This is a genomic window from Stutzerimonas stutzeri KOS6 (assembly GCF_000307775.2).
Classification (GTDB): domain Bacteria; phylum Pseudomonadota; class Gammaproteobacteria; order Pseudomonadales; family Pseudomonadaceae; genus Stutzerimonas; species Stutzerimonas stutzeri_B.
Window position 1 is genome coordinate 955,457 of the sequence record NZ_KK020676.1, and the last position, 26,100, is coordinate 981,556.

The 26,100-nt window shown below is 60.2% G+C and carries 18 protein-coding genes; 2 read left to right on the forward strand and 16 right to left on the reverse strand.

Annotated features, from left to right (window positions below; all coding sequences use genetic code 11):
- The first annotated feature begins 64 nt into the window (after positions 1 to 64).
- Positions 65 to 2,470 carry a response regulator gene (locus B597_RS32695; RefSeq protein ID WP_031323345.1) on the forward strand — a complete coding sequence of 802 codons (2,406 nt, stop codon included), beginning with the start codon at positions 65 to 67 and terminating at the stop codon, positions 2,468 to 2,470.
- Positions 2,463 to 3,011, forward strand: a complete 549-nt coding sequence (locus tag B597_RS32700; protein WP_003291813.1) for a biliverdin-producing heme oxygenase — start codon at positions 2,463 to 2,465, stop codon at positions 3,009 to 3,011. Before B597_RS32695 ends, B597_RS32700 begins: the two co-directional genes overlap by 8 nt.
- A 51-nt stretch (positions 3,012 to 3,062) precedes the next feature.
- Here B597_RS32700 and B597_RS47910 read toward each other — a convergent pair whose 3' ends face one another.
- The 16 genes from B597_RS47910 to B597_RS32775 all read right to left on the reverse strand — a co-directional run bounded on the left by B597_RS47910 (position 3,063) and on the right by B597_RS32775 (position 26,100).
- Positions 3,063 to 6,974 carry an EAL domain-containing protein gene (locus tag B597_RS47910; protein ID WP_024161899.1) on the reverse strand — a complete coding sequence of 1,304 codons (3,912 nt, stop codon included), beginning with the start codon at positions 6,972 to 6,974 and terminating at the stop codon, positions 3,063 to 3,065.
- Between the two features lie 749 nt (positions 6,975 to 7,723).
- Positions 7,724 to 9,184 (reverse strand): GAF domain-containing protein, encoded by a 1,461-nt coding sequence (locus B597_RS32705; protein WP_003291815.1) that lies wholly within the window; start codon positions 9,182 to 9,184, stop codon positions 7,724 to 7,726.
- Complete coding sequence (locus B597_RS32710) at positions 9,175 to 13,659, reverse strand: EAL domain-containing protein (RefSeq protein ID WP_043289798.1); 4,485 nt, start codon at positions 13,657 to 13,659, stop codon at positions 9,175 to 9,177. The genes B597_RS32705 and B597_RS32710 overlap by 10 nt, the downstream gene beginning before the upstream one ends.
- A gap of 140 nt (positions 13,660 to 13,799) precedes the next feature.
- The gene (gene glmS, locus B597_RS32715) at positions 13,800 to 15,650 is read right to left on the reverse strand and encodes a glutamine--fructose-6-phosphate transaminase (isomerizing) (RefSeq protein ID WP_003291817.1); all 1,851 of its coding nucleotides are present in this window, start codon (positions 15,648 to 15,650) and stop codon (positions 13,800 to 13,802) included.
- A gap of 2 nt (positions 15,651 to 15,652) precedes the next feature.
- On the reverse strand, positions 15,653 to 16,435 hold the full coding sequence (locus tag B597_RS32720) for a DeoR/GlpR family DNA-binding transcription regulator (protein ID WP_003291818.1): 783 nt from the start codon (positions 16,433 to 16,435) through the stop codon (positions 15,653 to 15,655).
- A 97-nt stretch (positions 16,436 to 16,532) separates the two neighbouring features.
- Entirely contained in the window at positions 16,533 to 17,894 is a 1,362-nt protein-coding gene (gene glmU / locus B597_RS32725) for a bifunctional UDP-N-acetylglucosamine diphosphorylase/glucosamine-1-phosphate N-acetyltransferase GlmU (RefSeq protein ID WP_003291819.1), read from the reverse strand.
- Positions 17,895 to 18,041: 147 nt separating this feature from the next.
- Positions 18,042 to 18,470 carry a F0F1 ATP synthase subunit epsilon gene (locus B597_RS32730; protein ID WP_003291820.1) on the reverse strand — a complete coding sequence of 143 codons (429 nt, stop codon included), beginning with the start codon at positions 18,468 to 18,470 and terminating at the stop codon, positions 18,042 to 18,044.
- 74 nt (positions 18,471 to 18,544) lie between these two features.
- Positions 18,545 to 19,921: a F0F1 ATP synthase subunit beta gene (atpD, locus tag B597_RS32735; RefSeq protein WP_003291821.1), complete on the reverse strand. Its 1,377-nt coding sequence runs from the start codon at positions 19,919 to 19,921 to the stop codon at positions 18,545 to 18,547.
- A gap of 30 nt (positions 19,922 to 19,951) precedes the next feature.
- Positions 19,952 to 20,818, reverse strand: coding sequence for a F0F1 ATP synthase subunit gamma (gene atpG / locus B597_RS32740; RefSeq protein WP_003291822.1), 867 nt, complete (start codon positions 20,816 to 20,818; stop codon positions 19,952 to 19,954).
- 50 nt (positions 20,819 to 20,868) lie between these two features.
- Complete coding sequence (gene atpA / locus B597_RS32745; protein ID WP_003291823.1) at positions 20,869 to 22,413, reverse strand: F0F1 ATP synthase subunit alpha; 1,545 nt, start codon at positions 22,411 to 22,413, stop codon at positions 20,869 to 20,871.
- Positions 22,414 to 22,428: 15 nt separating this feature from the next.
- Positions 22,429 to 22,965 carry a F0F1 ATP synthase subunit delta gene (locus B597_RS32750; RefSeq protein ID WP_003291824.1) on the reverse strand — a complete coding sequence of 179 codons (537 nt, stop codon included), beginning with the start codon at positions 22,963 to 22,965 and terminating at the stop codon, positions 22,429 to 22,431.
- 12 nt (positions 22,966 to 22,977) lie between these two features.
- A complete protein-coding gene (locus tag B597_RS32755; RefSeq protein ID WP_003291825.1) occupies positions 22,978 to 23,448 on the reverse strand; it encodes a F0F1 ATP synthase subunit B in 471 nt (156 codons plus the stop codon).
- Between the two features lie 93 nt (positions 23,449 to 23,541).
- The gene (gene atpE, locus B597_RS32760) at positions 23,542 to 23,769 is read right to left on the reverse strand and encodes a F0F1 ATP synthase subunit C (RefSeq protein WP_003290909.1); all 228 of its coding nucleotides are present in this window, start codon (positions 23,767 to 23,769) and stop codon (positions 23,542 to 23,544) included.
- Between the two features lie 57 nt (positions 23,770 to 23,826).
- The gene (atpB, locus tag B597_RS32765) at positions 23,827 to 24,681 is read right to left on the reverse strand and encodes a F0F1 ATP synthase subunit A (RefSeq protein ID WP_003291826.1); all 855 of its coding nucleotides are present in this window, start codon (positions 24,679 to 24,681) and stop codon (positions 23,827 to 23,829) included.
- Positions 24,682 to 24,695: 14 nt separating this feature from the next.
- Entirely contained in the window at positions 24,696 to 25,094 is a 399-nt protein-coding gene (locus tag B597_RS32770; RefSeq protein ID WP_082321494.1) for a F0F1 ATP synthase subunit I, read from the reverse strand.
- 133 nt (positions 25,095 to 25,227) lie between these two features.
- A complete protein-coding gene (locus B597_RS32775; RefSeq protein WP_003291829.1) occupies positions 25,228 to 26,100 on the reverse strand; it encodes a ParB/RepB/Spo0J family partition protein in 873 nt (290 codons plus the stop codon).

The window sequence follows — 26,100 nt, forward strand, 5'->3', positions numbered from 1 at the left end:
CAGCGACTGCCCGCTGCATCTGGCGGGCCGTTCCGATGACTCCTGCTTGCTCGACCGGATGGATATGTCAGCGTCAAAGAACATCAGTGTGCTGTTCATCGAGGACAGCCCGCACGACGCCGAACTGGCCCAGCTGGCGCTGGAGCGCAGCGGTTACACCCTGCACACCGAACTGGTGTATGACCACGCCGGTGTGGTCGAAGCCCTGCAACGGCGCGAGTTCGACCTGATCCTCGCGGATTTCATCCTGCCCGGTTTCTCCGGTAGCCAGGCGTTGCAGGAGGCGCGTCGACTGGCACCGCAGATCCCCTTCATCTTTCTTTCCGGGGTTTTCGGTGAAGAGCATGCCGTCAACATGATGCGCTCCGGTGCCGTCGACTACGTGCTCAAGCAGAATCTCGGCTTTTTGCCCAAGGCCGTTGAACGCGCGCTGGGCGAGGTCAACGAGCGCCGCCGTCGGCTGCAGGCCGAGCAGGCACTGCGAGAAGTCGAAGTGCGTGCGCGGCTGGCCATCGATGCGGCGCGGCTGGGCATGTGGGACTACGAACCGCAGAGCGGCACGCTGATCTGGGACACACGCTGCCGCAAAATGATGGGGGTCGCCCCGCAGGCACAGGTGAACATGCCGCTGTTCGAACGGCTCTGTCATCCGCAAGATCGCCAGCGGATACGCGAGCAGGTCGCCCGCGCTATCTCCAGCACGGACGCGGGAGAGTTCTGCACCACCTACCGGGTGCTGCTCGACGACGGGCGCATCCGCTGGATAGAGACCCGTGGGCAGGCTTCCTTCGAAGGCGAAAGATGCACACGCTTCGTCGGCGTGGTGATGGATATCACCGAACAAGAATTGGCGACACAAACGCTGCGGCAGATGAACGAAGCCCTCGGCGAGCGCGTTCAGGAGCGCACCCGCGAGCGCGACCGCACCTGGGAGCTGTCACGCGACCTGCTGGCAGTGACCCATCCGGACATGATGCCCATCGCGCTGAATCCGATCTGGGAGCACGTCTTCGACTGGTCGCTCGAACAACTGATGGAGCATCCGCTGACCCGAATGGTCCACCCGGACGACCTGCAGGCCACGCTGGAGGAGACCGCCCGCGTCGGGCGCGGCAAGGTCACCAACCGCTTCGTCAATCGCATGCGGCACCGCGACGGCAGCTACCGCTGGCTGGCCTGGTCGGCGGTGGCCGACGGCGGTCGCATCTACTCGGCCGCACGCGACATTACCAGCGAGATCGCTGCCATCGACAGGCTGGCCGAGGCCAACCGCGAACTACGTGCACAGATTCAGGAGCGCGAGCGCGTCGAGGCGACCCTGCAGCAGATGCAGCGACTCGAAGCCGTCGGCCAGCTGACAGCCGGTGTCGCTCACGATTTCAACAATCTGCTGACCGTTATCCTCACCAGCGCCAGCTTCCTGCAGAAGGATCTGGAAAAGGGCGCGCCGGTGGAGCGCTGTCTGCGTCGACTGCAATACATACATGACTCCGGCGAGCGCGGCGCGATGCTGACCAGGCAGCTACTCGCTTTTGCCCGCCGTCAACAGCTGGCACCCACTGCGGTCGACCTCAACGAGGCCCTGGTCAATCTGCTCAGCCTGTTGAAAAGCACGCTGGGCGGCAGCGTCAGCATCGAAACCGACACCCAGGCGGACATCTGGCATGCGCTGGTGGACCCGACCCAGATCGAAATGATCATCCTCAACCTGGCGATCAACGCACGCGACGCCATGGGCGATGGCGGTCGGCTGACGCTGGCCACGCGCAACGTGCTGATCAGCGAGCCGGCCCGGCGCGCCGAGGACCCCGGTCCCGGCGAGTACGTGGTGCTTTCGGTAGCCGACACCGGCACCGGAATGAGCGAGGAAGTGCTGAGCAAGGCATTCGAGCCTTTTTTCACCACCAAGGAGGTCGGCAAGGGCTCGGGGCTGGGCCTGGCGCAGGTATTCGGCTTCGCCAAGCAGTCCGGCGGCGGTGCCCGCATCGAGAGCCGTGAGGGCATCGGCACGACGGTCGAAGTATTCCTCCCACGCACGACGGCCCCTCGCCAGCCAGAGCCCGTTGCCACGTCGAACGCCGACGCCGGCGAGGACTGCAGCCGGCACAGTATCCTGCTGGTGGACGACGACCACAGCGTGCGCGAGGTGACCGCACAGATGCTGAAGAACCTGGGCTTCGCGGTTACCACCGCGGATAGTGGTGATGAAGCATTACAGCGCCTCGCCAACGCTACCGATGTCGATCTGTTGCTGGCCGATTTTGCCATGCCCGGCATGAATGGCGGCGAGCTGGCGCGTACCGTGCGCGCCCGTCACCCCGAGCTGCCGGTGGTGTTCGTCACTGGCTACGCCGAGCTGTGCGAGCTGGGCCTGGAAGGCTATTCGGTCATCCAGAAGCCATTTCGCGAGGAGCAGTTGGCGCACAGGATTCATCTGGCTTTAAGGGAAGGCAGTCTTACCGATGGCTGAACTGCGCGCCCGTCTCAGACAGGCCACGGCACCACTGCACGAGCAGGTCGATGCCGCCTTCTCCAGCTTTGGCCTGGATCATCCGGACGGCTACTGCCGCTTCCTGCGTGCCCACAGCCGGGTGCTGAGCGCCACGGAGATCGCGCTGGAGCAGGCCGGCATGGAAAAATGGCTGGACGACTGGCCGGCGCGGGTTCGGCGCCATGCGCTGCTGGATGATCTGGCCGAGCTGAACTGCCCGCCGCCGGCACCGCTGCAAGTGCCTGGACTGAACGATATCGGCAGCTGCTGGGGCGCTGCCTACGTCCTGGAAGGATCGCGTCTGGGCGGACGGGTGCTTGCACGGCAGGTGCGCAAGTCCGACCCGGCAGCGCCTGTACGCTACCTGGAGCATGGCGAAGTCTCCAGGCTCTGGCCGACCTTCCTTGTCCACCTCGAGCAGCACGCGCCGGGCTGCCCATGGGAGCGCATCCTGGCGGGCGCGCAGGCCACCTTCGGCCTTTTCACCTCGGCCGCCCTGCTGGAACAAGCCTGTCCCTAGCCCCCAAGCGAAGCGGTGCCACGGCGCCTTTCAGCCTTGAGGGGCGCTGAGTCAGGCAATCGCCCGATCAGCCGCCAACACCTCCACGAGCTGTTCTGCCGGCATCGGCCGGGCGAACAGGTAACCCTGGAACGCGGCGCACCCGTGGGCCAGAAGGAACGCCAGTTGCTCTTCATTTTCAACGCCTTCCGCAACGACGCCCATGCGCATGGTTCGACCCAGCGTGATGATTGCATTGACGATGGCTGCATCGTCCTCGTCTCCAGGGATGGCCCGGGTAAAGGACTGGTCGATCTTTACCTCGTCGAAGGGCAGTTGACGCAGCCTGGACAACGATGAGTAACCGGTACCAAAGTCATCCAGCGAAATGCGCACCCCTAGGCTGCGCAAGCTGTGCAGCTTGGCGGCGATACTGCCAATTTTCTCGTCCAGAATGCTCTCGGTCACTTCGAGTACCAACCGCTCTGCGCTGGCCCCGGTGGTCTGCAGTGCGCTGACTACATGGCTCACGAAGTTTTCCTGTCGTAACTGCTGGACGCTGACATTGACCGAAATTTTCAGGCCGCTCAACGCCTCGACTCTGCTCCACTGCGCCAACTGACGGCATGCCTCGGCAATGACCCAGCGCCCCAGTTCCACGATAAAACTCGAACGCTCGGCCAACGGAATGAAGTCGGCAGGCGAAATCATGCCTTTGGCCGGATGCCGCCAGCGCAGCAGCGCTTCTACGCCATACGGTTTACGCGAGCTGTCGAACTGCGGCTGGTACCACAACTCGAACTGCTTCTGTTCAAGCGCTTTCCTGAGTTCGGCAGCGAGCATTGCCTTGCTGGAAGTAAGCGCATCCAACTGGCTGTCATAAACGCAATAGGTATTGCGGCCTCCGTCCTTTGCTTCGTACATCGCCAGGTCAGCGTGACGCAGCAATTCATCGAGCTGATAGCCATCTCCGCGGAACAGTGCAACGCCAATGCTGGCGGTGCCGACAACCGATATTTCTCCTAGCTGGAGCGGCACATTGAAGCTTTCGAGCAACTGCCGGGCCACATGCCGGGCCTGTTCGGTCGCCGCATCCTGATCGGTATGCAGCCCCTCGAGAATGATGACGAACTCATCCCCGCCCAGTCTCGCCACCGTATCACCTCGCCGCACGTTGCCGCTTAGCAGGCGGGCTATGGCGACCAGGAACTCATCCCCCTTGAGATGCCCATGGAGGTCATTCAAGGTCTTGAAGTTGTCCAGATCGATGAACATCAGCGCAGCATGGCTACGATCACGAACCGTGTTGTCACGCGCCTGGCTCAACCGTTCCATGAACAGCCGCCGGTTCGGCAAGGCCGTCAAGGTATCGTAATAGGCCAGTCGCTTGATCTGCTCTTCGGCGCTGCGTTTCTCGGTGACGTCCGATCCCACTTTCAGAATCGAGCGCGGCTCGCCATTGGGCTCCCGAATCAGCGTCCAGCTCTCCTCGACGAACATCTTGCTGCCATCGCGGGCGCGGATCTGACAGAACTCCTGGTTGACCTGCTCCGCGTGCATGACTTCGCTGAACACGCGGAGCAGCGCCGACTCATCTTCATAGCACACCGACACGGACTGCCCCACGGCCTGCACTTTGCTCAGGCCATACATCTGTTCGGCGCCCTTGTTCCAGAAGCGAACCCTGAGATCCAGGTCAAGCACGACAATCGATTCACTGGCGTGATCGAGCAACTCGGCCTGCTCCTTAAGCAGACTGTCAGCTTCTATTCGCCTGATTTCGGCGGCAGCCCTGACCGCAAACACCTGCAATACGGACGTCGCCAGGACCGAGCGCTCAAGTGGCTTGCTGTACAGCAGGTAAATGAAGCCGATCACCTCCCCTTGAGCATCCAGTAACTGCCCCCCGAGATAGGAGCGGGCCTGGAGTCCGCCGATGCCTGCACCCGGGAAAATCCCGGAGAGGTTGTCAGGAATATGGCACTCGACGTCTCGCAGCAGGTTCTCACAGGGCGTGCCTTCAACGGCATAGGTAAAGTTGTCAATGCGAACACCGTCGATCACAACTGCAAGCGTGGTGGCCATAGCCGGAGAGCGGGAGGAGAGTCGAGCGATGCAGCCGCCATCGGCCTCAAGACCCGCCATCAGGTTGCGTAGCAACACGGAAAAGAACTGCTCATCTTCGAGACTGGCGACGCTGGCTGCCATATTCATCATCGCAGCCTGCATCTTTCGGCGTTTGGTCAGATCCTGCGCGCCACCCACGACGTGGTGAGCGACTCCATTCTCATCTCGCAAAAATGCAGCTTGCGAATACAGGGTCTCGATCTCTCCGTCCGAGCGAACATAGCGAAACTCGCGATCCCAGACGGTACTGCCACCGTGCAAGGCCTGTCTGAAACTTTGTATTACTCCGGCCTGATCATCAGGATGAACACCTTCCAGCCACTGGCAGACATACTGCTGCTGCCTCTCGCCAACTGCCGCCTTCTTCAGATTGTGGGACAGAATCTTGCGTTCCAGATCGAGTTCCCAAATGGAGTCATTGGTGACCTGGGCGATGGACAGCAAACGCTGTTCACTCCTGACCAACGCTTGTACTTGGGCGTTGATCTCCGTGACATCCCGGGCCGCCCCTTCTATGGAAACGACTCGGCCATCCTCCAGCATCGCCTGGCCGATAAGCTCGAGATAGAGAGCCTCCCGCTCGGGCCGCTTGATCAGTAATTGCAGTTTGAAATTACTGAAATCAGCGCTGCAACGCCGAATCGCATCCAGAAGGGCCTTGCGCGCGGAGCGCTCCAGCATGCGCAAGAAGCGCCTAGGGGATAGATCACCAATTGGACTGCCGAGGAGCAAGGCTTTCACTAGCGATCCGAGCTCAAGTTGGTAGCTCGGAAGCGACAATGACCATCCATCCACACCCGCCAGCTGAGAGGCATTGCGCATGAGCGTTTCGTATTTTCTGAGACGTCGCTGGCGCTTGATATCCTCGGTGAGTTCGTGAGCGAGTATCAGTATTCTCCGTTCGCCCGCCTTGACTGCGAAGTCCGCCAGTGTCAGACGGGTCCAGACAGAGAGGCCGGCGTTCTGGAAGCAGACATCAAGGGTGGCTACCTTTTCCTTGCGCTCACCTGTGCTGGCAAGCGCATCCGTGAACCTGACCCGACCATCCCATCTGACCAACGTCTGTAGTTCGATACCTAGCAGAAAATCACTATCCGCTTCGAGCATATCCCCGAAACTGTTGTTCACCGAGTGCACACGGCCGTGCTCATCGACAACCAACATGCCGATTGCGACTTCGTTAAATACCGTTGCATAAATCCGCTCGGACCTTGAGGCCTGCTCTTTTATGCGTTCACGCTGGTTTACCGCTCTCGCCCAGTGCATCAACAGCAGATAGAACAGCACCGCCGACGAAATGACCCCAAACACCAAAGCCAGCAAAATGCTGCGTTGCGTATTCTGTCTGTTCTGCACAAAGTTCTTGATAGCAGAAGAAATAGCACCTGCCTTATGGCGGATCTCGTCCTGCAATGAGACCCCCTGATTAAGCTTCTCCAGCTGATAGCCAGCATCCCGTTCATAAAGACGCTGCCCTGCGAGATCGCGGGCGAACTTCACACGCTCGGTGACCAACTGCTCGAATACATTCAGATCGACATTCTCGAGCTCAAGTCCATGCAGCGATGCCTCCAACTTTTTTAAGCTGTTGTCCAAAGCCTGCTCGGCATCGATCAACGGAGCCAGGAAAGGCATCTGTTTCGTCAGGTTATAACCACGGGCGGCCGTTTCTGCATCGACGCTGAGTCGCAGTACATTAACGAGTTGCAGTTCGGCCTGCATGGCCTGAGCAACTTGAAGATGAACAAGGTGCACCTGGTAAATGAGATAGAGCACAAGGCTGCTACCCACACCAATAGATACGCCAACGCGGACAAGCCAATGGCTTGAGGCAATATAGCTAGCAACTCGTTTCATAACCTGCACTCGAAAGTATGGAAGCGACTCGAAATAAAGGTGCAACGAAACACAGCTTTAAAAAACTTTTCTGAATCGCACGTGCGCTGCCCTGCCCGCTTCTAGCCAGCTGCCCAGACTGACCTGACAGCAGAGGTACAGCCTCGCGAACTACAGGCACTTACGCCTCAAAGCGTTAGCAATCGACAGGTTTTTCGCCCGGTAATGCCGGTAGTGGTCTCGAAGAAGAATGACGGCGTATCACGGACAAGCCCAACGTACGCAGGGCATAAGCGCTGACCTCGCATCATGCCCATCCACGGATCGCTCTGCGCCGCAGACAGTGGAAGCTTAGGGGATGATGGCAACGAGCCACAATAGCTTCGGTGCTAAATAGGCGAGTCGTTGCCAGCATCCGCGGCAGAGCACAAGCCAGGGGTGAAAAAACGCAGAATTTCGAAAACTTTTGCAAAGAACTCGATTTTATTGCAGCGAAAAACCAGGCCCACACGGCCTTTGGTATGCAATTCATTTCAGGGGTTTTCCATATACCTACACTGGCAGGCAACGTTTCATGTGGCTCATGCCCGGCAATGAACTGTCCGGCACATAGCGAGCGCCGATGCCTGTTCAGGGACTTTCGATTGCCCACACGAGGCCTCAGGTAGCGATTTGATCCAGCTATGCCTCGCTACTGCTCCAGCCTGCAACAGTCGTCTGCGGTGTCCGTACACAGGGATTCTAGAAGTCGATGAGCATGGCTGACTGCGTCAGGACAACAGGTCCAGCAACAGTTTTCTCAGGTTTAGCAGTTTGATGCGTGTTTCGTCGGGCCACTCACGGCAATAACCCAGCCGGGTTTCCACCCAGCGTTCGAACGAGTTCCGCGGGGTGACAAGAAGACCGCCTGCATGCTGCTCTGCGGGTTTGTTGGGATTGCCGCCCCAACTGACTTCGTGAATTTCCTCGGTACGAAAAAGCAGACAGCGGGATTCGGTGCGACCGCGCTGGCGAACCGACACGCTGGCGATACCGGCGACTTCGGTCAGCAGCGGGTCCGGGCAGTCTACGATCAGGCTCTGGCTGATACTGATGCCATTTGCATCCTGTGTACCGGCCAGCCATGGATCGATAATTTCCATGCTCTCGGCATCGGGTATCACACCGGCCGTGAGCCTTTCGTGGCCGCTCTCCAGCAACACGCCCTGGGCGCCGAATTCATCCATGAGGTACTGGCTGAAGGCTGGCCAGGCCTGGGCAACAGTGCCGACATTGGCAATGCTGTCGAGCCACTGGTTCTGCCTGTCAAGATACTCGTGCAGCCCGAGGAGCAAGCCAGTGAGTAACTCGCGGACACGCAGGTTGTAGCTTTGCACTTGCTCAGCCAGCAGCTGTAGTTCAGGCAGACTCAGGCTTCTGGCTGTCGATGAGTGGCAGGAAAGCAAGGCCCGCAGGCCACTTGCGGTCTTTATCGGGAAGGAAATGGCACCCGCCACGCCCATGTTCTGCATGTAGCCTCGGTGTACGGGCGAAACGCTGCGCAGATCGACATACGAAAGATCAGGGACACTACCATGTCCGAGCAGGTCCACGGCCGCTGCCCCGGCGTCGGGAATGCTACGCCAGGGCGATTTCAGGTACAGCTCCCGGGCAACCCTGGGAATGTCGCTGGCGGGAAACCTGAGTCCAAGGTAAGTGCCTTTGCACTGTGGACTGCGAGCTTCGGCTATCACTTCCCCGGTATCGTCATTGCGAAAAAGGTAAAGCATCACGCGATCAAAACCGGTATGCGCCTGGATGTGCTCGACCAGTTGTTGTTGGGCGCTGGCCAGATCATTGAGGTCGGCGAATGGGACGAAGCCCAGCAGTGGAATGGGGCCGTGGGCGGGTGGATTGCTTTCGTTCGGCAGCAGCTCCATCGTGATCGAGCCATTGCCAGAACGGGTTGCGACGGCTGAGGCGGGTCGCCGAGAAAGGGTCACATTGTTTCGCGCATAGCGACTGCCGGGCGCCTGCCCCAATTCCATGGCAAGCATCGTCAGTTCATCCGGCAGGACGGTTCCGATCAGTTGCTGGGGAGCCTGCGCCAGCCATTGCTCGATGTTTGCCGAAGCATGGGTGATGAGCCGATCACCGTCGGCAACCAGCAAGGCACCGTAAGCCTGGATGGCCCCGGACAAGTGCAGCTGCTCCTGCTCGCACAGGTCGATAAACCCACCGATCATGGCCATGTGCGGTTTCCGTTTTTCAATTTTTCGGTGAAGTCGAGGTATTCCAGGGGACGGGAGCAGAGATACCCCTGGATGTAGTCGCAGCCATTATCGCTCAGCCATTGCAGTTGCCCTTCGGTTTCCACACCCTCGGCTACGGTTAGGAGGTTGAGGGCCGCTGCCATGGCCAGAATGGCCTTGGCGATGGCTTCGTCACTCTTGTCCTTGCCGCCGAGGCCATCGACAAAGGTCTTGTCGATCTTTAACTCGGCCAGCGGGAGTCGTTTCAGGTAGCTCAACGATGAGTAACCGGTGCCGAAGTCGTCGATGGAGAGGCGAACGCCCATTTCCTTAAGTCGCTGGATATTGCCAAGAGCTGTGCTGGTGCGCTCGAGCAGGGTACCTTCGGTGATCTCGACCTGCACCAGTGTCGCGGGCACCCGATATTGGTGCAGGCGCTTGGCAAGCATGTCCGGGAAGTGATCGTCCTGAATGCTGCGAGCGGAGATATTGACGGCAACGGGTACCGGGTCCAGCTCGTTGCCCTGCCAGTACGCCAGCGCCTGCACCGCCAGCTGGATCACCTTGCGGTCGACCTCCTTGATCAGTCCACCGGTTTCTGCAGCCGGAATGAAGTCGGCAGGAGAGACCACCCCCATCTCAGGGTGGGTCCAGCGCAGCAGTGCCTCGGCACCAATCATGCGCCGCGGTGCTTCGGTGGTGAATTTGGGTTGGAACACCAGCCGCAAATGACATTCGCGCAAGGCCTCGCGCAATGCGGCTTCGAGGTTGCTCTGACGTTGAAGCTGCGCATGCAGCTCCGGCTTGAACAGTTCGAACCCGTTGCGCCCGTTATGTTTGGCCCGGTACATGGCCGTATCGGCTGCCTTGATCAGGGTAGTGCTGGTTTCGCCGTCATCCGGATAAAAGGCCAGGCCGATACTGCCGGTGACATACAGGTTTCTGCTGCCTACCTCTATGGGTTGGCGCAATGCCTGGATGATGCGCTCGGCCACGCGTTCGGTGCCGGCAAAGTCGATATCGGTCAGCACCACGGTAAACTCATCCCCGCCAAGACGTGCCACGGTATCCACTTCGCGCATAAGGCTCGAAAGGCGTCGTGACACCTCGACCAGCAATTGGTCGCCGATATCGTGCCCCAGGGTGTCGTTGATGCCCTTGAAATTGTCCAGATCCATGAACATCAGGGCGGCGATGCCGTTGCTTCGGCGCGCCTGGGCAATGGCCAGATCGAGACGATCCTGAAACAGCGACCTGTTGGGTAGCCCGGTCAGGGCGTCGTGGGTTGCTAGGTATTCGGCCTTGGCCTGGCTTTCCTTGATCCGGGTAATGTCGGAGAAGACCGCAACATAGTAGTCGTTGGCGCTTTCGTGAATACGATTGATGGTCAGCCACTCGGAAAACAGTGCCCCGTCCTTGCGACGGTTAGTAAGCTCACCCTGCCAGAAGCTCCGGTTCTCCAGTCCGCTCCACATGGACTGATAGAGTTCCTGAGGATTTTCGCCTGAATCCAGCAAGGCGTCGATCTGGCAGCCAATGGCCTCTTCGGCGCTATAGCCGGTAATCCTGGTGAAAGCACTGTTGATCGAGCGAATGACCATGTGCCGATCAGTGACCACGATGGCCTCGCCGGCCTGCTCGAACACCTTGGCGGAAATGCGTAGCTGACGTTCGGATATCTTGTGGGCGGTAATATCTTCCGCCTCGTTGATGATCAGGTTGGGACGCCCGTGCTCGTCCCGCAATACCTGATGCACGAACCTGAATACCCGTTCCTGTGCACCGGGCAGGACATGCTCGCTTACCACGACGCGCTTTTCCCGCAGGGCTTCCAGGTCGCAACTCCACGAAGCTGTGGCAAAGGATTCGGGGAACAGCTCGAAGTCGTTACGGCCTTCTACCTTGCCATCGACCAGACCAAAGGACTCCAGAAAGGCCGGGTTGGCAAAGGTGTAGTTGCCACTCAGGTCCTTCATCGACAGCAGCACGATGGTGTTCGCCATCAGCGTTTCAAGCTGTGCTCTGGAACTGCGAAGGTCGGACTCGGTTTTACGTATGTCAGTCACGTCCACCAAGCTGCACACAAGCAACTCGACATGCTGTTCCAGACTCACCCCTGGGGTGATCTGCAGGTGAAACTGCCGGCCATGGTGTTCAATCAACAGCTCTTGCGGCTCGCGGCGGTTTTTGGCCTGGTCCAGGCAATCCTCGATGACGCGGAAATGGCTCGGTAGCCGTATCCGGCTGACATGCTGGTGGATGGCTGCGTGCTTGAAACCGAAAAGTCGCGCCGCTGCAGCATTGAAGCGCACCAGATGCTGTTCGCGATCGAACACCAGCACGGCAAAGTCAAGCGCATCATAAACGTGGGTGTACTCGTCGTTGAGGGCCTGAAGCTCACCAGTTCTGACATTGAGCTCTTCATTCAGGCTCATCAACTCCTCGTTGGTGGCCTGCAGTTCCTCGTTGGCAGCCTCCATCTCCTCGTTGGTGGCCTGCAACTCTTCGTTGGACGCCTGAGCCTCCTCGTTGAGCGACTGCATTTCCTCGTTAGCGGTCGCCAGCTCCTCGATCAGGGCCTGTAGATGTTCACGGGTGGCGACCAGTTCCTCTTCGGTGCTGCCACTGACCAGCGGCGACGCCTGCAGCGGCTCGGGCGCGGCTTTGCCGGTTTGCACAGACTCAAGGATGACCAGCAGTTGCTGTTCGTGCAGTCCGGGAACAGGCCTGACCGATAGGCGCCAGGCTTCACCGTCGAAGATGCGCGGGCGCCCGAAATGAGACTGAGGGTTCTTGTTCAACTGGTGCAGCAGCGAAATCAGCTCGCCACGGAAAACGCTGGTAATCAGTTCGCTGACATGGCTGTTCGCGCGTCCTCTGGGTACATGGAAAAACTTATCCACCTCACCGGCCGTACGCAGGACATTTGCGTTGACGTCACACAGCGCGACGGTGATGCCAAGGTGCAGCACCACGGTTTCCAACAGATGCTGGATCTCGACATCCTGCCGGCGACGCGCCTTGATCACCGAGAGCGAGGGGTCGATTGCCGCTACCTGCAGGCTGTGGCCACCTTTCTGCTTGCGAAAAATGCGCTCGCGGCGGTCCAGGGGAGCAAACAGGCTATCCGAGGTGCCGATACTTTCGCTGCGGCCGAGAAACAGAAGACCGCCGTGTACCAGAGCGAAATGGAAACGCTTCAGTACTTGCTGCTGAAGACTGCTGTCGAAATAGATCAGCACATTACGGCAGGTAACCAGATCTATACGCAGGAAGGGTGGATCACTCACCAGGTTGTGCCGGGCAAACACAATCATGTCGCGCAGTCGCTTGCCTACCTCGTAATTACTGCCAACAGGGACGAAATAACGCTGCAGGCGCTGTTCCGAGAGTATCTCCAGCGCAGCAGAGGGATAGAGCCCGCGACGTGCTACTGCCAAAGCTTCGTCATCTACATCGGTGGCAAATATCTGAATCGATGCGCTTACCCCCAGATGCGCCAGGGCCTCGTCAAACAGCATGGCAATGCTGTAGGCCTCTTCTCCTGTTGCACAGCCGGCTACCCAGGCGCGAATCTCGTTGCCCCGTTCGATGGCGTTGCGGCAGACGTCTTCGACGTAGGACCTGAGAGTATCGAACGCCGTGTTGTCACGAAAAAAGGCCGTGACGGAAATCAGGATGTCCTTGGACAGGTTGTCCAGTTCCTCAGGATGCTGTTTCGTCAGGAGCAGATAATCCTCTACCGAGGTATGACTGGTTGCGACCATTCTGCGGCGAAGACGACGGGATATGGTTCCGGGCTTGTAGCCGGAAAAGTCGATGTCCCGGCGTGACTTGAGCAGCTCTAGCAGTTCTGCCGGCAGCTCGGTATCGCCGTCCTGTTGTGGTACCTGCACTTGCAGGCGGGCCAGTTTTTCCAGTTTTGTGGCAATACCCTCCGGCGGCAGGATGAAGTCGGCCGCCCCTGCACTTATGGCGGAGCGCGGCATGCCGTCGTACTTGGCGGTTTCCGGGCACTGAACCAAGGTAGCGCCACCAGCGGCCATGATTGCACGAAGGCCGGCTGTGCCATCCGATCCGGTTCCGGACAGCACGATGCCCGTAGCTTGCTCACCGTGCTCCGCCGCGAGGGAAATAAAAAAGTCGTTGATCGAAGGCTTGGGGAAAACGTCCGGCCTGGCCGCAAATAGCAGGAAGCGCCCGTCGCGGACGACGGCATTGCTGTTTGGAGGGACCACATAGACCACACCGGCCTCAGGTATCACTCCGTCATCCATGGCGCAGACGGTGAGGCGTGTTTCCCGGGCGAGTATTTCTGGCAACAGGCTTTTGTGGGTCGGGGATACGTGCTGCAACACCACATAGGCAAACGGCAGTTCCACATTCAGGGCATGCAGCAGATGCGAGACTGCTTCCAAGCCTCCTGCCGATGCGCCTATGGCAACGATCGAAGCCGATGCCAGACGCTTTTCCATAAATTTGATCGCCCCTGTGGACTTTTTACTGCAGATATAGGGGATTAGGCACTATGTCAAACTATGTCTACGCGTTCGTTCCCATTATTTTTATCCATTTATTGCTTAACCAACTATCACCATTATTTTTAGCCAGACGATCACTCCACCGTCACCGACTTGGCCAGGTTGCGCGGCTGGTCGACATCGGTGCCACGCAGCACGGCGACGTAGTACGACAGCAACTGCAGCGGCAGGGTATAGAGGATCGGCGCCAGGGCGTCGTGGATGTGCGGCATGTTCACCAGGAAAATGCCTTCGCCATTTTCGAAGCCCGCCTCGCGATCGGCAAACACGATGAGTTCACCGCCACGGGCGCGCACTTCCTGCAGGTTGGACTTGAGCTTTTCCAGCAGCTCGTTGTTCGGCGCTACCGTGACCACCGGCATGTCGGCATCCACCAGCGCCAGCGGGCCATGCTTGAGCTCGCCGGCCGGGTAGGCCTCGGCGTGGATGTAGGAGATTTCCTTGAGTTTGAGCGCGCCCTCCATCGCCACCGGGTACTGGGCACCGCGGCCGAGGAACAGTGTGTGGTGCTTTTCGGCGAAGTGTTCGGCAATCTTCTCCACCGTGGCGTCCATGGCCAGCGCCTCGCCCAGGCGGGTCGGCAGGCGGCGTAGTTCGTCGACCAGCTCGGCTTCGCTGGTTGCGCTCAGGGTGCCACGTACCTGACCCAGCGCCAGGGTCAGCAACATCAGTCCGACCAGTTGAGTGGTGAAGGCCTTGGTCGACGCCACGCCGATTTCGGGACCGGCCTGGGTCAGCAATGTCAGGTCCGATTCACGCACCAGCGAGCTGATACCCACGTTGCAGATCGCCAGGCTGGCAAGATAACCGCCGTCTTGATTGGAACGCTGCTTGGCATTGCGCAGCGCTGCAAGCGAATCGGCCGTCTCGCCGGACTGGGAGATGGTGACGAACAGGGTGTCCGGCTGCACCACCACCTTGCGGTAACGGAACTCGCTGGCAACCTCGACCTGACAGGGAATGCCGGCCAGTTCCTCCAGCCAGTAACGGGCGACCATGCCGGCGTGATAGCTGGTGCCACAGGCGACGATCTGCACATTGCGCACCTTGGCGAACAACTCGGCGGCCTGCGGTCCGAACGCCTGCACCAGCACCTGATGATCGCCTAGCCGACCTTCCAGGGTGCGCTGCACGACCTTGGGCTGCTCGTGAATCTCCTTGAGCATGAAGTGCCGGTACTCGCCCTTGTCCGCCGCTTCGGCACCTTCGTGGTACTGCACCGCCTCGCGCTGCACCGGCTGACCGTCGATGTCCCAGATCTGCACCGCATCGCGGCGGATCTCGGCGATGTCGCCCTCTTCCAGATACATGAAGCGGTCGGTGACCTGGCGCAGGGCCAGCTGATCCGAAGCGAGGAAGTTTTCTCCCAGGCCCAGACCGATCACCAGCGGGCTGCCGCTGCGCGCAGCCAGCAGACGATCCGGCTGCTTCGCGCTGATCACCGCCAGACCGTAGGCGCCATGCAGTTCCTTGACCGCCGCCTTGAGTGCAATGGTCAGGTCACCGAGCGCCTCGAGTTTGTGATGCAGCAGGTGAACGATGACTTCGGTATCGGTATCGGAGTGAAAGACGTAACCCAGCCCCTTGAGCTGCGCCCGCAGCGCCTCGTGATTCTCGATGATGCCGTTGTGTACGACGGCCAGGTCATCACCGGAAAAATGCGGATGAGCGTTGCGCTCGCACGGCGCGCCGTGAGTGGCCCAGCGGGTATGCGCGATGCCCAGGCGCCCGGCCAACTGCTCCTGCTGCTGGGCGTGCTCCAGTTCGGCCACCTTGCCGTTGCGGCGCAGACGTCGCAGCGTTGCGCTGCTATCCAGCACGGCAAGGCCGGCACTGTCGTAGCCACGGTATTCCAGGCGCTTGAGGCCCTCGAGAAGGATCGCAGTGATGTTGCGTTCGGCGACGGCGCCAACGATGCCACACATGGTCAGGTCTCCAGATGGGTTTCGACGGCCACGCAGATCAGCTTTACGCCGCGGGCCAGGATGCTGGTGCGCGCCTCTTCACTGAGACGCTCATCGGTAATCAGGGTATGCACACTGCTCCAGGGCAGTTCGAGATTGGGGATGCGCCGGCCGATCTTGTCCGCCTCGGCGAGCACGATGACTTCGCGCGCAACGTCAGCCATCACCCGGGACAGCCCGAGCAGCTCGTTGAAGGTCGTGGTGCCGCGCTGCAGATCGATGCCATCGGCACCGATGTACAGCTGATCGAAATCATAGGAGCGCAGCACCTGCTCGGCGACCTGCCCCTGAAAGGATTCGGAATGCGGATCCCAGGTACCGCCGGTCATCAGCAGCACCGGTTCATGTTCGAGTTCACGCAGCGCGTTGACCACGTTCAGGGAGTTGGTCATCACCACCAGGCCGTGTTTGTGCCCCAACTGCGGAATCATTGCCGCCGTGGTGGTGCCGCTGTCGATGATGATGCGCGCATGCTCGCGGATGCAGCCGACCGCGGCGCGGGCGATGGCCTGCTTGTAGGGCGAGACGGGCTGCACGCTGTCGCCGATCAGCTCCTGCGGCAGCAGCACCGCACCGCCATAGCGACGCAGCAGCAAACCGTTCTTTTCCAGGGCGGCCAGATCCTTGCGAATGGTGACTTCCGAAGTTTCGAAACGGCGCGACAGCTCGTCAACGCTGACCTCGCCACGCTCGTTGAGCAAGGCGAGGATCGCGTGGCGACGTTGTGGGGTGTTGCGCTTCGACATAAATATGTTTCGATTCGAAAGTTATTGGCGCGAATCAAAACATAAGTGCTTCAGGGCTGCAAGCTGTTAGCCGGCCTCCCCAACCCCAAAACTGGATCTACGACTGCTTCTTCGGTCGCTGCCAGCCTTCGATATTGCGCTGGCGGCCGCGGCCCAGGCCAAGGGTATGCGCCGGCACGTCCTCGGTGATGGTCGAACCGGCGCCGGTGGTCGCCCCGTCGCCCAGCGAAAGCGGCGCGACCAGCGAACTATTGGAACCGATGAAGACATCCTCGCCCATCACCGTCCTGAACTTGTTGGCACCATCGTAGTTGCAGGTGATGGTGCCGGCACCGATGTTGGTCCGCGCGCCGATCTCGGCATCACCGAGATAGCTGAGGTGACCGGCCTTGGCGCCATCGCCCAGGGTCGCATTCTTCAGCTCGACGAAATTGCCCACATGCGCCTTGGCGCCCAGGACGCTGCCCGGACGCAGCCGCGCGAACGGTCCGCAATCGGCACCTTCACCGACTACCGCACCTTCGAGATGGGAACTGGCCTTGACGATCGCCCCGCGACGCAGCGTACTGTCCTTGATCACGCAATTCGGCCCGATCTGCACGCCGTCTTCGATGACCACCTTGCCTTCCAGTACCACGTTCACATCGATCAGCACATCACGACCAACGCTGACTTCGCCGCGCAGATCGAAGCGTGCCGGGTCACGTAGCGTCACCCCCTGCGTCATCAGCCAGCGGGCCGCGCGCCGCTGGTAGTGGCGCTCCAGTTCGGCGAGCTGGATGCGGTCGTTGGCACCTTGCACTTCCATGGCGTCCAGTGGCTGCTCGGTAGCCACGCGCAGGCCGTCGGCAACCGCCATCGCGATCACGTCGGTCAGGTAGTACTCGCCCTGAAGATTGCTGTTGGACAGTCGTCCCAGCCATTCGCCGATACGGCTGCCGGGCACGGCCAGAATTCCGGTATTGCCCTCACGAATCGCGCGTTGCTCATCGCTGGCATCCTTGTGCTCGATGATCGCCTGCACCTCGCCACGCTCGTCCCGGACGATGCGGCCATAGCCGGTTGGATCGTCCAGCGTCACCGTCAGCAACGCCAGCTGCTCCGATCCGACCTTTTGCAGCAGGCGCTGCAGGGTTTCGGCTTCGATCAGCGGCACATCGCCATAGAGAATCAGCACGCGCTCGGCTGCCAGATGCGGCAGCGCCTGAGCCACCGCATGGCCGGTACCCAGCTGCTCGGCCTGGATCACGTAGCTGAGGTCGTTGCCGGTCAATTGCTGACGCACCTGCTCGGCACCATGGCCGATGACCACCTGGATGCTGCGCGGCTGCAGAGCACGCGCCGTATCGATGACATGGCCGAGCATGGATTTGCCGGCAACAGGATGCAGCACCTTGGGCAGTGCGGAACGCATGCGGGTGCCCTGACCCGCGGCGAGAATGACGATATCGAGGGACATGAAGCGATTCCTGAGCGGTCTTTCGATCCGACGGCCCGGCGTAGCGCGTCCGGGTGTTGCTGGTGTCGGAAACGATAAATGGCAGAAAAAAGAAAAAGGGTAGCCAAGGCTACCCTTTTACTCGTACGCGATGAAGTCGCTTGCCTATCAGTGACGGCCGTACTTCTTGCGCATCTGCTCGACGGTACGCAGCTGAGCTGCGGCCTCGGCCAGACGAGCGGCCGCGGAGCCGTAGTCGAAATCCGCGCCCTTCTCGTGCAATGCCTTTTCGGCGGCCTTCACGGCAGCCTGAGCAGCAGCCTCGTCGATGTCCTTGGCGCGCGTAGCGGTATCGGCGAGAACCTTCACCATGTTCGGCTGGACTTCGATGAAGCCGCCGGAGATGTAGAAGATCTCCTCGTCACCACCCTGCTTGATCACTCGAACCGGACCCGGCTTGAGATCGGTCAGCAGCGGCGCGTGACCCGGCAGAACGCCGATGTCACCCAGGTTGCCGTGGGCGACGACCATTTCCACCAGCCCCGAGAACAGCTCTTCTTCCGCACTGACGATGTCGCAATGCACTGTCATAGCCATGTTCATGCCTCGGTAATCAGCCTGATCGGCAGCTGCCGCTCAGGCTGGTTGGCGCCCGCGAACGGGCGCGCCAGTTACAGTTTCTTGGCTTTCTCGATGGCTTCGTCGATGCTGCCGACCATGTAGAACGCCTGTTCCGGCAGATGGTCGTAGTCGCCATTGAGGATGCCGGAGAAACCACGGATGGTTTCCTTCAGCGGAACGTACTTGCCTGGCGAGCCGGTGAAGACTTCGGCCACGAAGAACGGCTGGGACAGGAAGCGCTGGATCTTACGAGCGCGGGATACCAGCTGCTTGTCGGTCTCGGACAGTTCGTCCATACCGAGGATCGCGATGATGTCCTTCAGCTCCTTGTAGCGCTGCAGCACGTACTGGACGCCGCGGGCGGTGTCGTAGTGCTCCTGGCCGATCACCAGCGGATCCAGCTGACGCGAAGTCGAGTCGAGCGGATCGACCGCCGGGTAGATACCCAGGGAGGCGATGTCACGCGACAGTACGACGGTGGCGTCGAGGTGGGCGAAGGTGGTCGCCGGGCTCGGGTCGGTCAGGTCGTCCGCAGGAACGTATACGGCCTGTACGGAGGTGATCGAACCGTTCTTGGTGGAGGTGATGCGCTCCTGCAGAACGCCCATCTCTTCGGCCAGAGTCGGCTGATAACCTACCGCGGACGGCATACGGCCCAGCAGCGCGGACACTTCGGTACCGGCCAGGGTGTAACGGTAGATGTTGTCGACGAACAGCAGAACGTCACGACCTTCGTCACGGAACTTCTCGGCCATGGTCAGGCCGGTCAGGGCGACGCGCAGACGGTTTCCCGGCGGCTCGTTCATCTGGCCGTATACCAGGGCAACCTTGTCCAGAACGTTGGAGTCCTTCATCTCGTGATAGAAGTCGTTACCTTCACGAGTACGCTCACCCACACCGGCGAACACGGAGTAACCGCTGTGCTCCATGGCGATGTTACGGATCAGCTCCATCATGTTTACGGTCTTGCCGACACCGGCACCACCGAACAGACCGACCTTGCCGCCCTTGGCGAACGGGCAGACCAGGTCGATAACCTTGATGCCGGTTTCCAGCAGTTCATTGCCACCAGCCTGCTCCGAATAGGAAGGAGCTGCGCGGTGGATGGTCCAGCGCTCTTCTTCACCGATCGGGCCGGCTTCGTCGATGGGGTTACCCAGGACGTCCATGATGCGACCCAGGGTCTGCTTGCCGACCGGTACGGAGATACCGGCACCGGTGTTGACGACGTCCAGGCCACGCTTGAGGCCTTCGGTCGAACCCATGGCGATGGTACGGACAATGCCGTCGCCCAGCTGCTGCTGGACTTCCAGGGTGGTCTCGGCGCCCTGAACTTTCAGTGCGTCATAGACGTTCGGTACCAGATCGCGCGGAAATTCCACGTCGATGACGGCGCCGATGATTTGAACGATACGTCCGCTACTCATGTTTGGTTCCTCTGAATATTTGAACCGTTCTTAAACCGCGGCAGCGCCGCCGACGATTTCCGAAATTTCCTGAGTGATCGCAGCCTGACGGGCCTTGTTGTAGACCAGTTGCAGGTCGCCGATCAGCTCACCGGCGTTGTCGGTTGCGTTCTTCATGGCAATCATCCGCGCGGCCTGTTCGGCTGCGCCGTTCTCAACCACCGCCTGATAGGCCTGGGACTCGATGAACCGTACCAGCAGGGCATCCAGCAGTTGCTGGGCATCCGGCTCGTAGAGGTAGTCCCACTGACCTTTCTTGACCGGCTCGGCGTTCTCGTCTGCGGCCAAAGGCAGCAGCTGGTCGACCGTGGGCTTCTGGGTCATGGTGTTGATGAACTTGTTGGATACCAGGTACAAGCGATCGATACGGCCTTCGTGGAAGCCGTCCAGCATGACCTTGACGCTGCCGATCAGATCGTTGATCGACGGCTCTTCGCCGAGGTTGCCGATCGCCGCGACGACGTTGCCGCCGAAGCTGCGGAAGAAGCTCGCGCCCTTGTTGCCGATCACGCACAGGTCGACTTCGACCTTCTGGTCGTGCCACTCCTTCATGTTCTTGATCAGGACCTTGAACAGGTTGATGTTCAGGCCACCGCAAAGACCACGATCAGTAGACACGACGATATAGCCGACACGCTTGACCGGACGCTCCACCATGAACGGGTGACGGTACTCCGGGTTGGCAAAGGCCAGATGGCCGATGACCTGCCGGATCCGCTCCGCATAAGGGCGGCTGGCAGCCATGCGCATCTGTGCCTTGCGCATCTTGCTGACGGCCACCTTTTCCATGGCGCTGGTGATCTTCTGCGTGCTTTTGATGCTCGCAATCTTGCTGCGAATCTCTTTTGCGCCTGCCATTTGACACCTATCGGGTTAGCAGGCGGGAGCCTTTCGGCTCCCGCTGCGGCTTACCAGCTTTGCGTGGCCTTGAACTTCTCGATACCAGCCTTCAGGCCAGCGTCGATTTCGTCATTGAAGTCACCCTTCACGTTGATCTTCGCCATCAGGTCGGCGAACTCGCGGTTGAAGAAGGCGATCAGGGCCTGCTCGAAGGCGCCAACCTTGGCCACTTCCACGTCCGTCAGGAAGCCACGCTCGGCGGCATACAGGGACAGGGACATGTCGGCGATGGACATCGGCGCGTACTGCTTCTGCTTCATCAGCTCGGTAACGCGCTGACCATGCTCCAGCTGCTTGCGGGTCGCTTCGTCGAGGTCGGAAGCGAACTGCGCGAACGCAGCCAGTTCACGATACTGAGCCAGAGCGGTACGGATACCACCGGACAGCTTCTTGACGATCTTGGTCTGCGCAGCACCACCCACGCGGGATACCGAGATACCGGCGTTGACGGCCGGACGGATGCCTGCGTTGAACATGGCCGATTCCAGGAAGATCTGACCGTCGGTGATGGAGATCACGTTGGTCGGAACGAACGCGGAAACGTCGCCAGCCTGGGTTTCGATGATCGGCAGAGCGGTCAGGGAACCGGTCTTGCCAGTTACCGCACCGTTGGTGAACTTCTCGACATACTCCTCGGAAACGCGCGATGCGCGCTCCAGCAGACGGCTGTGGAGATAGAACACGTCGCCCGGGTAGGCTTCACGTCCCGGCGGACGACGCAGCAGCAGGGAAATCTGGCGGTAAGCCACAGCCTGCTTGGACAGATCGTCATAGACGATCAGCGCGTCTTCACCGCGGTCGCGGAAGTACTCGCCCATGGTGCAACCGGCGTAAGGAGCCAGATACTGCAGGGCAGCGGATTCGGAAGCGGACGCAGCGACAACGATGGTGTTGTGCAGCGCGCCGTGCTCTTCCAGCTTGCGAACCACGTTGGCGATGGTCGACTGCTTCTGACCGATGGCAACGTAGACGCAGCGGATGCCGCTGTTCTTCTGGTTGATGATGGCGTCGATGGCCAGGGCGGTCTTGCCGATCTGACGGTCACCGATGATCAGCTCGCGCTGGCCACGGCCTACCGGGATCATGGCGTCGACCGACTTGTAACCGGTCTGCACCGGCTGGTCGACGGACTTACGCCAGATCACGCCCGGCGCGACCTTCTCGACCGCGTCAGTTGCCTGAGCGTTGATCGGGCCTTTGCCATCGATCGGGTTACCCAGTGCGTCGACAACACGCCCCAGCAGTTCCGGACCAACCGGAACTTCGAGGATACGGCCGGTGCACTTGGCGCTCATGCCTTCGGTCAGGCCCAGGTAGTTACCCAGAACCACGGCACCTACGGAGTCCTGCTCCAGGTTCAGTGCCATACCGAAGATGCCGCCAGGGAACTCGATCATCTCGCCGTACATGACGTCGGCCAGACCGTAGATGCGTACGATACCGTCAGAAACGCTGACGACGGTGCCCTCGTTACGGGCTTGAGCAGCGACATTCGATTTCTCGATGCGCTGCTTGATGATTTCACTAATCTCGGAAGGATTCAGTTGCTGCATGCCATGACCCTCAAATCAGGATTTCAACGATTCGGCCAACTGGCTCAGTTTGCCGCGGACCGAACCGTCGACAACCACATCACCGGCGCGAATCAACACGCCGCCGATCAGCGCAGGATTCACGGCCTGCTGGAGGTTGACGGTGCGATCTAGCCGCTTCGACAGGGCGGCAGCCAAAGTTTGGAGTTGCTCGTTGCTGAGCTCGAAGGCGGTTTCAACTTCTGCCTCGAGCGTTTTCTCGGCTTGCGCCTTGATGTCCTCGTACAGCTCCCACACGGTCGGCAGGACCGACAGGCGATCGTTTTCGCCAAGGGTCTGGACGTAGTTGCGGAAAGCTTCGTCGGCATCGTCACCGAGTAGACGCACCAGCCCCTGGACCTTGCTTTCGCTGGTCAGGCGGGGGTCGTTCAGCAACGCTGCGACTTCTGGGACTTCAACAGCGATGGCGGCCAGGTTCAGCATTTTCGACCAGGACTCGGTCGTTCCTGCGGCGCTGGCGAACTCGAAAGCGGCTTTCGCGTAAGGCCGAGCAAGCGTCTGGGTATTGATCATCGCTTGCCTCGCTTAGAGTTGGGAGGCCAGTTTTTCGACCAGCTCGTTGTGCACCTTGGCGTCCACCTGGGACTCCAGGATCTTCTCTGCACCGGCGACGGCGAGAGCCGCTACCTGACTGCGCAGTTGGTCCCTGGCACGGTTCACTTCCTGTTCGATCTCGGCGCGGGCGCCGGCGACCAGTCGCTCGCCTTCGACACGTGCCTGCTGCTTGGCTTCCTCGATGATCGCGTTGGCGTGCTTGTTCGCCTGCTCGATGATCTGGGCTGCCTGCTCCTTGGTCTCGCGGAGGGTGTTGGACACCTTGTCCTGAGCCAGTTTCAGGTCTTGCTGCGCACGGCCTGCCGCATCCAGTCCTTCGGCGATCTTCTTCTGGCGCGCTGCCATGGCTGCCGTGATTGGCGGCCATACGAGCTTCATGCAGAACCAGACGAAGATAGCGAAGGCGAGCGTTTGACCGAACAGCGTCAAGTTAATGTTCACAGCGATTTACCTCGTGCTATCTCGTTCAACGCGGGAGTCATTCCACGGCGACGGGGCTCGCCCGGCGAACCCCATCTCAAACCGGAAAAATGATTAACCGGCGACAACGAAGATGAGGTACATCGCGATACCAACGCCGATCATCGGCACGGCGTCGAGCAGACCGGCCATCAGGAAGGTCTTGGTTTGCAGCTGGGGAGCCAGCTCAGGCTGACGAGCAGTCGATTCCAGCAGCTTGCCACCCAGCAGGGCGAAGCCAATACCAGTGCCCAGGGCACCCAGACCGATCATGATGGAGGCGGCGATGTAGACGAGTTCCATGTAAAGCTCCTGAAGCTAAGGGGGTTAAGGTTTTTCGGTTGAAACGTTTAACGGTTTTCAGTGATGTTCTTCATGGGCAGAGCTCAGGTACACCACCGTCAGTACCATGAAGATGAATGCCTGAAGCGGGATCACCAGGATGTGGAAGATCGCCCAAGGCACATTCAGGGTCCACTGCACGTAGAACGGCAGCAGCGCGATGAGGATGAATACCACCTCACCTGCATACATGTTGCCGAACAGACGCAGTGCGAGACTGAGCGGCTTGGTCAGCAAACCGAGAATTTCCAGGAACAGGTTGAACGGCACCAGCGACCAGTGGTTGAAGGGCGTGAACGCCAGCTCCTTGCTGAAGCCGCCGAAGCCCTTGACCTTGACGCTGTAGAACAGAATGAGGATGAACACGCCGAGCGACAGGCCGAAGGTACCATTCGGGTCGGCGGTCGGGACGATCTTGAACGCCGGCAGGCCCAGCAGGCTGGCGATGCCCGGGATGTAGTCGACCGGGATCCACTTCAGGCTGTTCATCAGGAACACCCAGACGAAGATGGTCAGCGCCAGCGGCGCGATCAGGGTGTTACGGCCGTGGAAGGTGTCCTTGACCACGCCCTCGACGAACTCCACACACATCTCGACGAAGTTCTGCAGCTTGCCCGGCACACCGTCAGTGGCGACCTTGGCCGCGCTGCGGAACAGCAGAATGAAGATCGCCCCCATCAGCAGGGACCAGCCGAGGGTATCCAGATGGAACGCCATGAAACCCATGTCGCGAGCTTCGAGGCCGGTCTGGGCAATGGTCCAGGTGGCCTGATCGAGAACAGAGCCGTCAGCACGCTCGTAACCTGCTGGCAGCTTGCCGTAGGTGAGGTTTTGCAGGTGGTGCTGGATATATTCAGCAGGGGTACTCGCCATAAACGCCTCAATGCTCAATGCTTCGGATTGTTTTTCATCAGCAGGAGCGCGCTTGCACCTACACCCAGAACCAGCAGATAGCCGGCAAACAAGGCAATCGGTTGCAGCGGTTTCACTCCCACGAACACCAACGCAAACAGCGCTGCTGCCAGAATCTGTTTACCCATCTCGCCAGACCAGAAGGACTGGATGATTGCCCGGGTCGAACGTGCGCCAAAGTAACGAAAGGCCTTGTACGCGAAATACACGTTCGCCGACAGCGCAATCAGACCACCGCACAGTGCGGAGTAGCCGGCGACCATACCAAATGCCAGCCCGCATGACACAGCGGTTGCCACTACGACCATCGCCTGCATCAGCAATATGCGAAAAGCCGGAAGGCGATGGAAGGGTGTTCTGTTGCGTATGTTCACCTGATTTCCATCACTGCAGCCGCCGCGTAAATAATTGTACGCAGTCAAAAAAAGCGCGGCGAGTATAGGAGCAGGGCAGTCCCGGTTCAACTCTCCGGTAGTATTTTCCGACCAGCACTACAAACATTTTGTATCAACGAATGTGCGCCAGAACGCCCTGCAGTTCATCCAGCGAACTGTAACGAATCACCAGCTGGCCTTTGCCCTTCTGTCCGTGCCGGATCTGCACCGGTGAGCCCAGGCGTTCCGCCAGGCGCTGTTCCAGACGGCTGATGTCCGGGTCGACCCTGACCTCGGCTTTCGCCACTTCCTTGCCGCTCAGCCACTGGCGCACCAATGCTTCGGTCTGGCGGACAGTGAGTCCCCGTGCGACAACATGCCGCGCGCCTTCCACCTGCCGCTCCGCCGGCAAGCCGAGCAATGCACGGGCATGGCCCATCTCCAGATCGCCATGGGACAGCAGTGTCTTGATTTCCTCGGGCAGACCGATCAGGCGCAGAAGATTGCTCACCGCGACGCGCGACTTGCCCACGGCATCGGCAACCTGCTGCTGGGTCAGCTGGAATTCCTGCTGCAGGCGCTGCAGCGCCACGGCTTCCTCGATCGGGCTGAGGTCCTCACGCTGGATGTTCTCGATCAGCGCCATGGCGATGGCAGCCTCATCCGCTACCTCACGGACCAGTGCGGGCACGCTCTGCAATCCGGCTTGCTGGCTGGCCCGCCAGCGCCGCTCGCCGGCGATGATCTCGTAACGCCCGGCGCCGACGGGGCGCACGACGATAGGCTGCATCACACCGTGGTTCCTGATCGACTGCGCCAGTTCTTCCAGTGCCTGGGCGTCCATGTCGCGGCGCGGCTGATACTTGCCGCGCTGGATCAGATCCAGCGGCAGGTGCTGCAGTTCACGGGTGTCGACCTTCGCGGCCTCTTCCTGCATCGCCGACACACTGGCGCCGCCGAGCAGGGCATCGAGTCCGCGGCCTAGGCCTCTTTTCTTGGTCGCCAT

Bases quoted from the DNA above. Each gene is read 5' to 3' on its own strand.
- B597_RS32695 (WP_031323345.1), top strand. From the start codon at position 65: ATGTCAGCGTCAAAGAACATCAGTGTGCTGTTCATCGAGGACAGCCCG.
- atpG (WP_003291822.1), bottom strand. From the start codon at position 20,818: ATGGCAGGCGCAAAAGAGATTCGCAGCAAGATTGCGAGCATCAAAAGC.
- atpE (WP_003290909.1), bottom strand. From the start codon at position 23,769: ATGGAACTCGTCTACATCGCCGCCTCCATCATGATCGGTCTGGGTGCC.
- B597_RS32700 (WP_003291813.1), top strand. From the start codon at position 2,463: ATGGCTGAACTGCGCGCCCGTCTCAGACAGGCCACGGCACCACTGCAC.
- glmU (WP_003291819.1), bottom strand. From the start codon at position 17,894: ATGTCCCTCGATATCGTCATTCTCGCCGCGGGTCAGGGCACCCGCATG.
- atpA (WP_003291823.1), bottom strand. From the start codon at position 22,413: ATGCAGCAACTGAATCCTTCCGAGATTAGTGAAATCATCAAGCAGCGC.
- atpB (WP_003291826.1), bottom strand. From the start codon at position 24,681: ATGGCGAGTACCCCTGCTGAATATATCCAGCACCACCTGCAAAACCTC.
- B597_RS32730 (WP_003291820.1), bottom strand. From the start codon at position 18,470: ATGGCTATGACAGTGCATTGCGACATCGTCAGTGCGGAAGAAGAGCTG.
- B597_RS32705 (WP_003291815.1), bottom strand. From the start codon at position 9,184: ATGGCCATGATCGGTGGGTTTATCGACCTGTGCGAGCAGGAGCAGCTG.
- B597_RS47910 (WP_024161899.1), bottom strand. From the start codon at position 6,974: ATGAAACGAGTTGCTAGCTATATTGCCTCAAGCCATTGGCTTGTCCGC.
- B597_RS32775 (WP_003291829.1), bottom strand. From the start codon at position 26,100: ATGGCGACCAAGAAAAGAGGCCTAGGCCGCGGACTCGATGCCCTGCTC.
- glmS (WP_003291817.1), bottom strand. From the start codon at position 15,650: ATGTGTGGCATCGTTGGCGCCGTCGCCGAACGCAACATCACTGCGATC.
- B597_RS32710 (WP_043289798.1), bottom strand. From the start codon at position 13,659: ATGGAAAAGCGTCTGGCATCGGCTTCGATCGTTGCCATAGGCGCATCG.
- atpD (WP_003291821.1), bottom strand. From the start codon at position 19,921: ATGAGTAGCGGACGTATCGTTCAAATCATCGGCGCCGTCATCGACGTG.
- B597_RS32750 (WP_003291824.1), bottom strand. From the start codon at position 22,965: ATGATCAATACCCAGACGCTTGCTCGGCCTTACGCGAAAGCCGCTTTC.
- B597_RS32720 (WP_003291818.1), bottom strand. From the start codon at position 16,435: ATGTCGAAGCGCAACACCCCACAACGTCGCCACGCGATCCTCGCCTTG.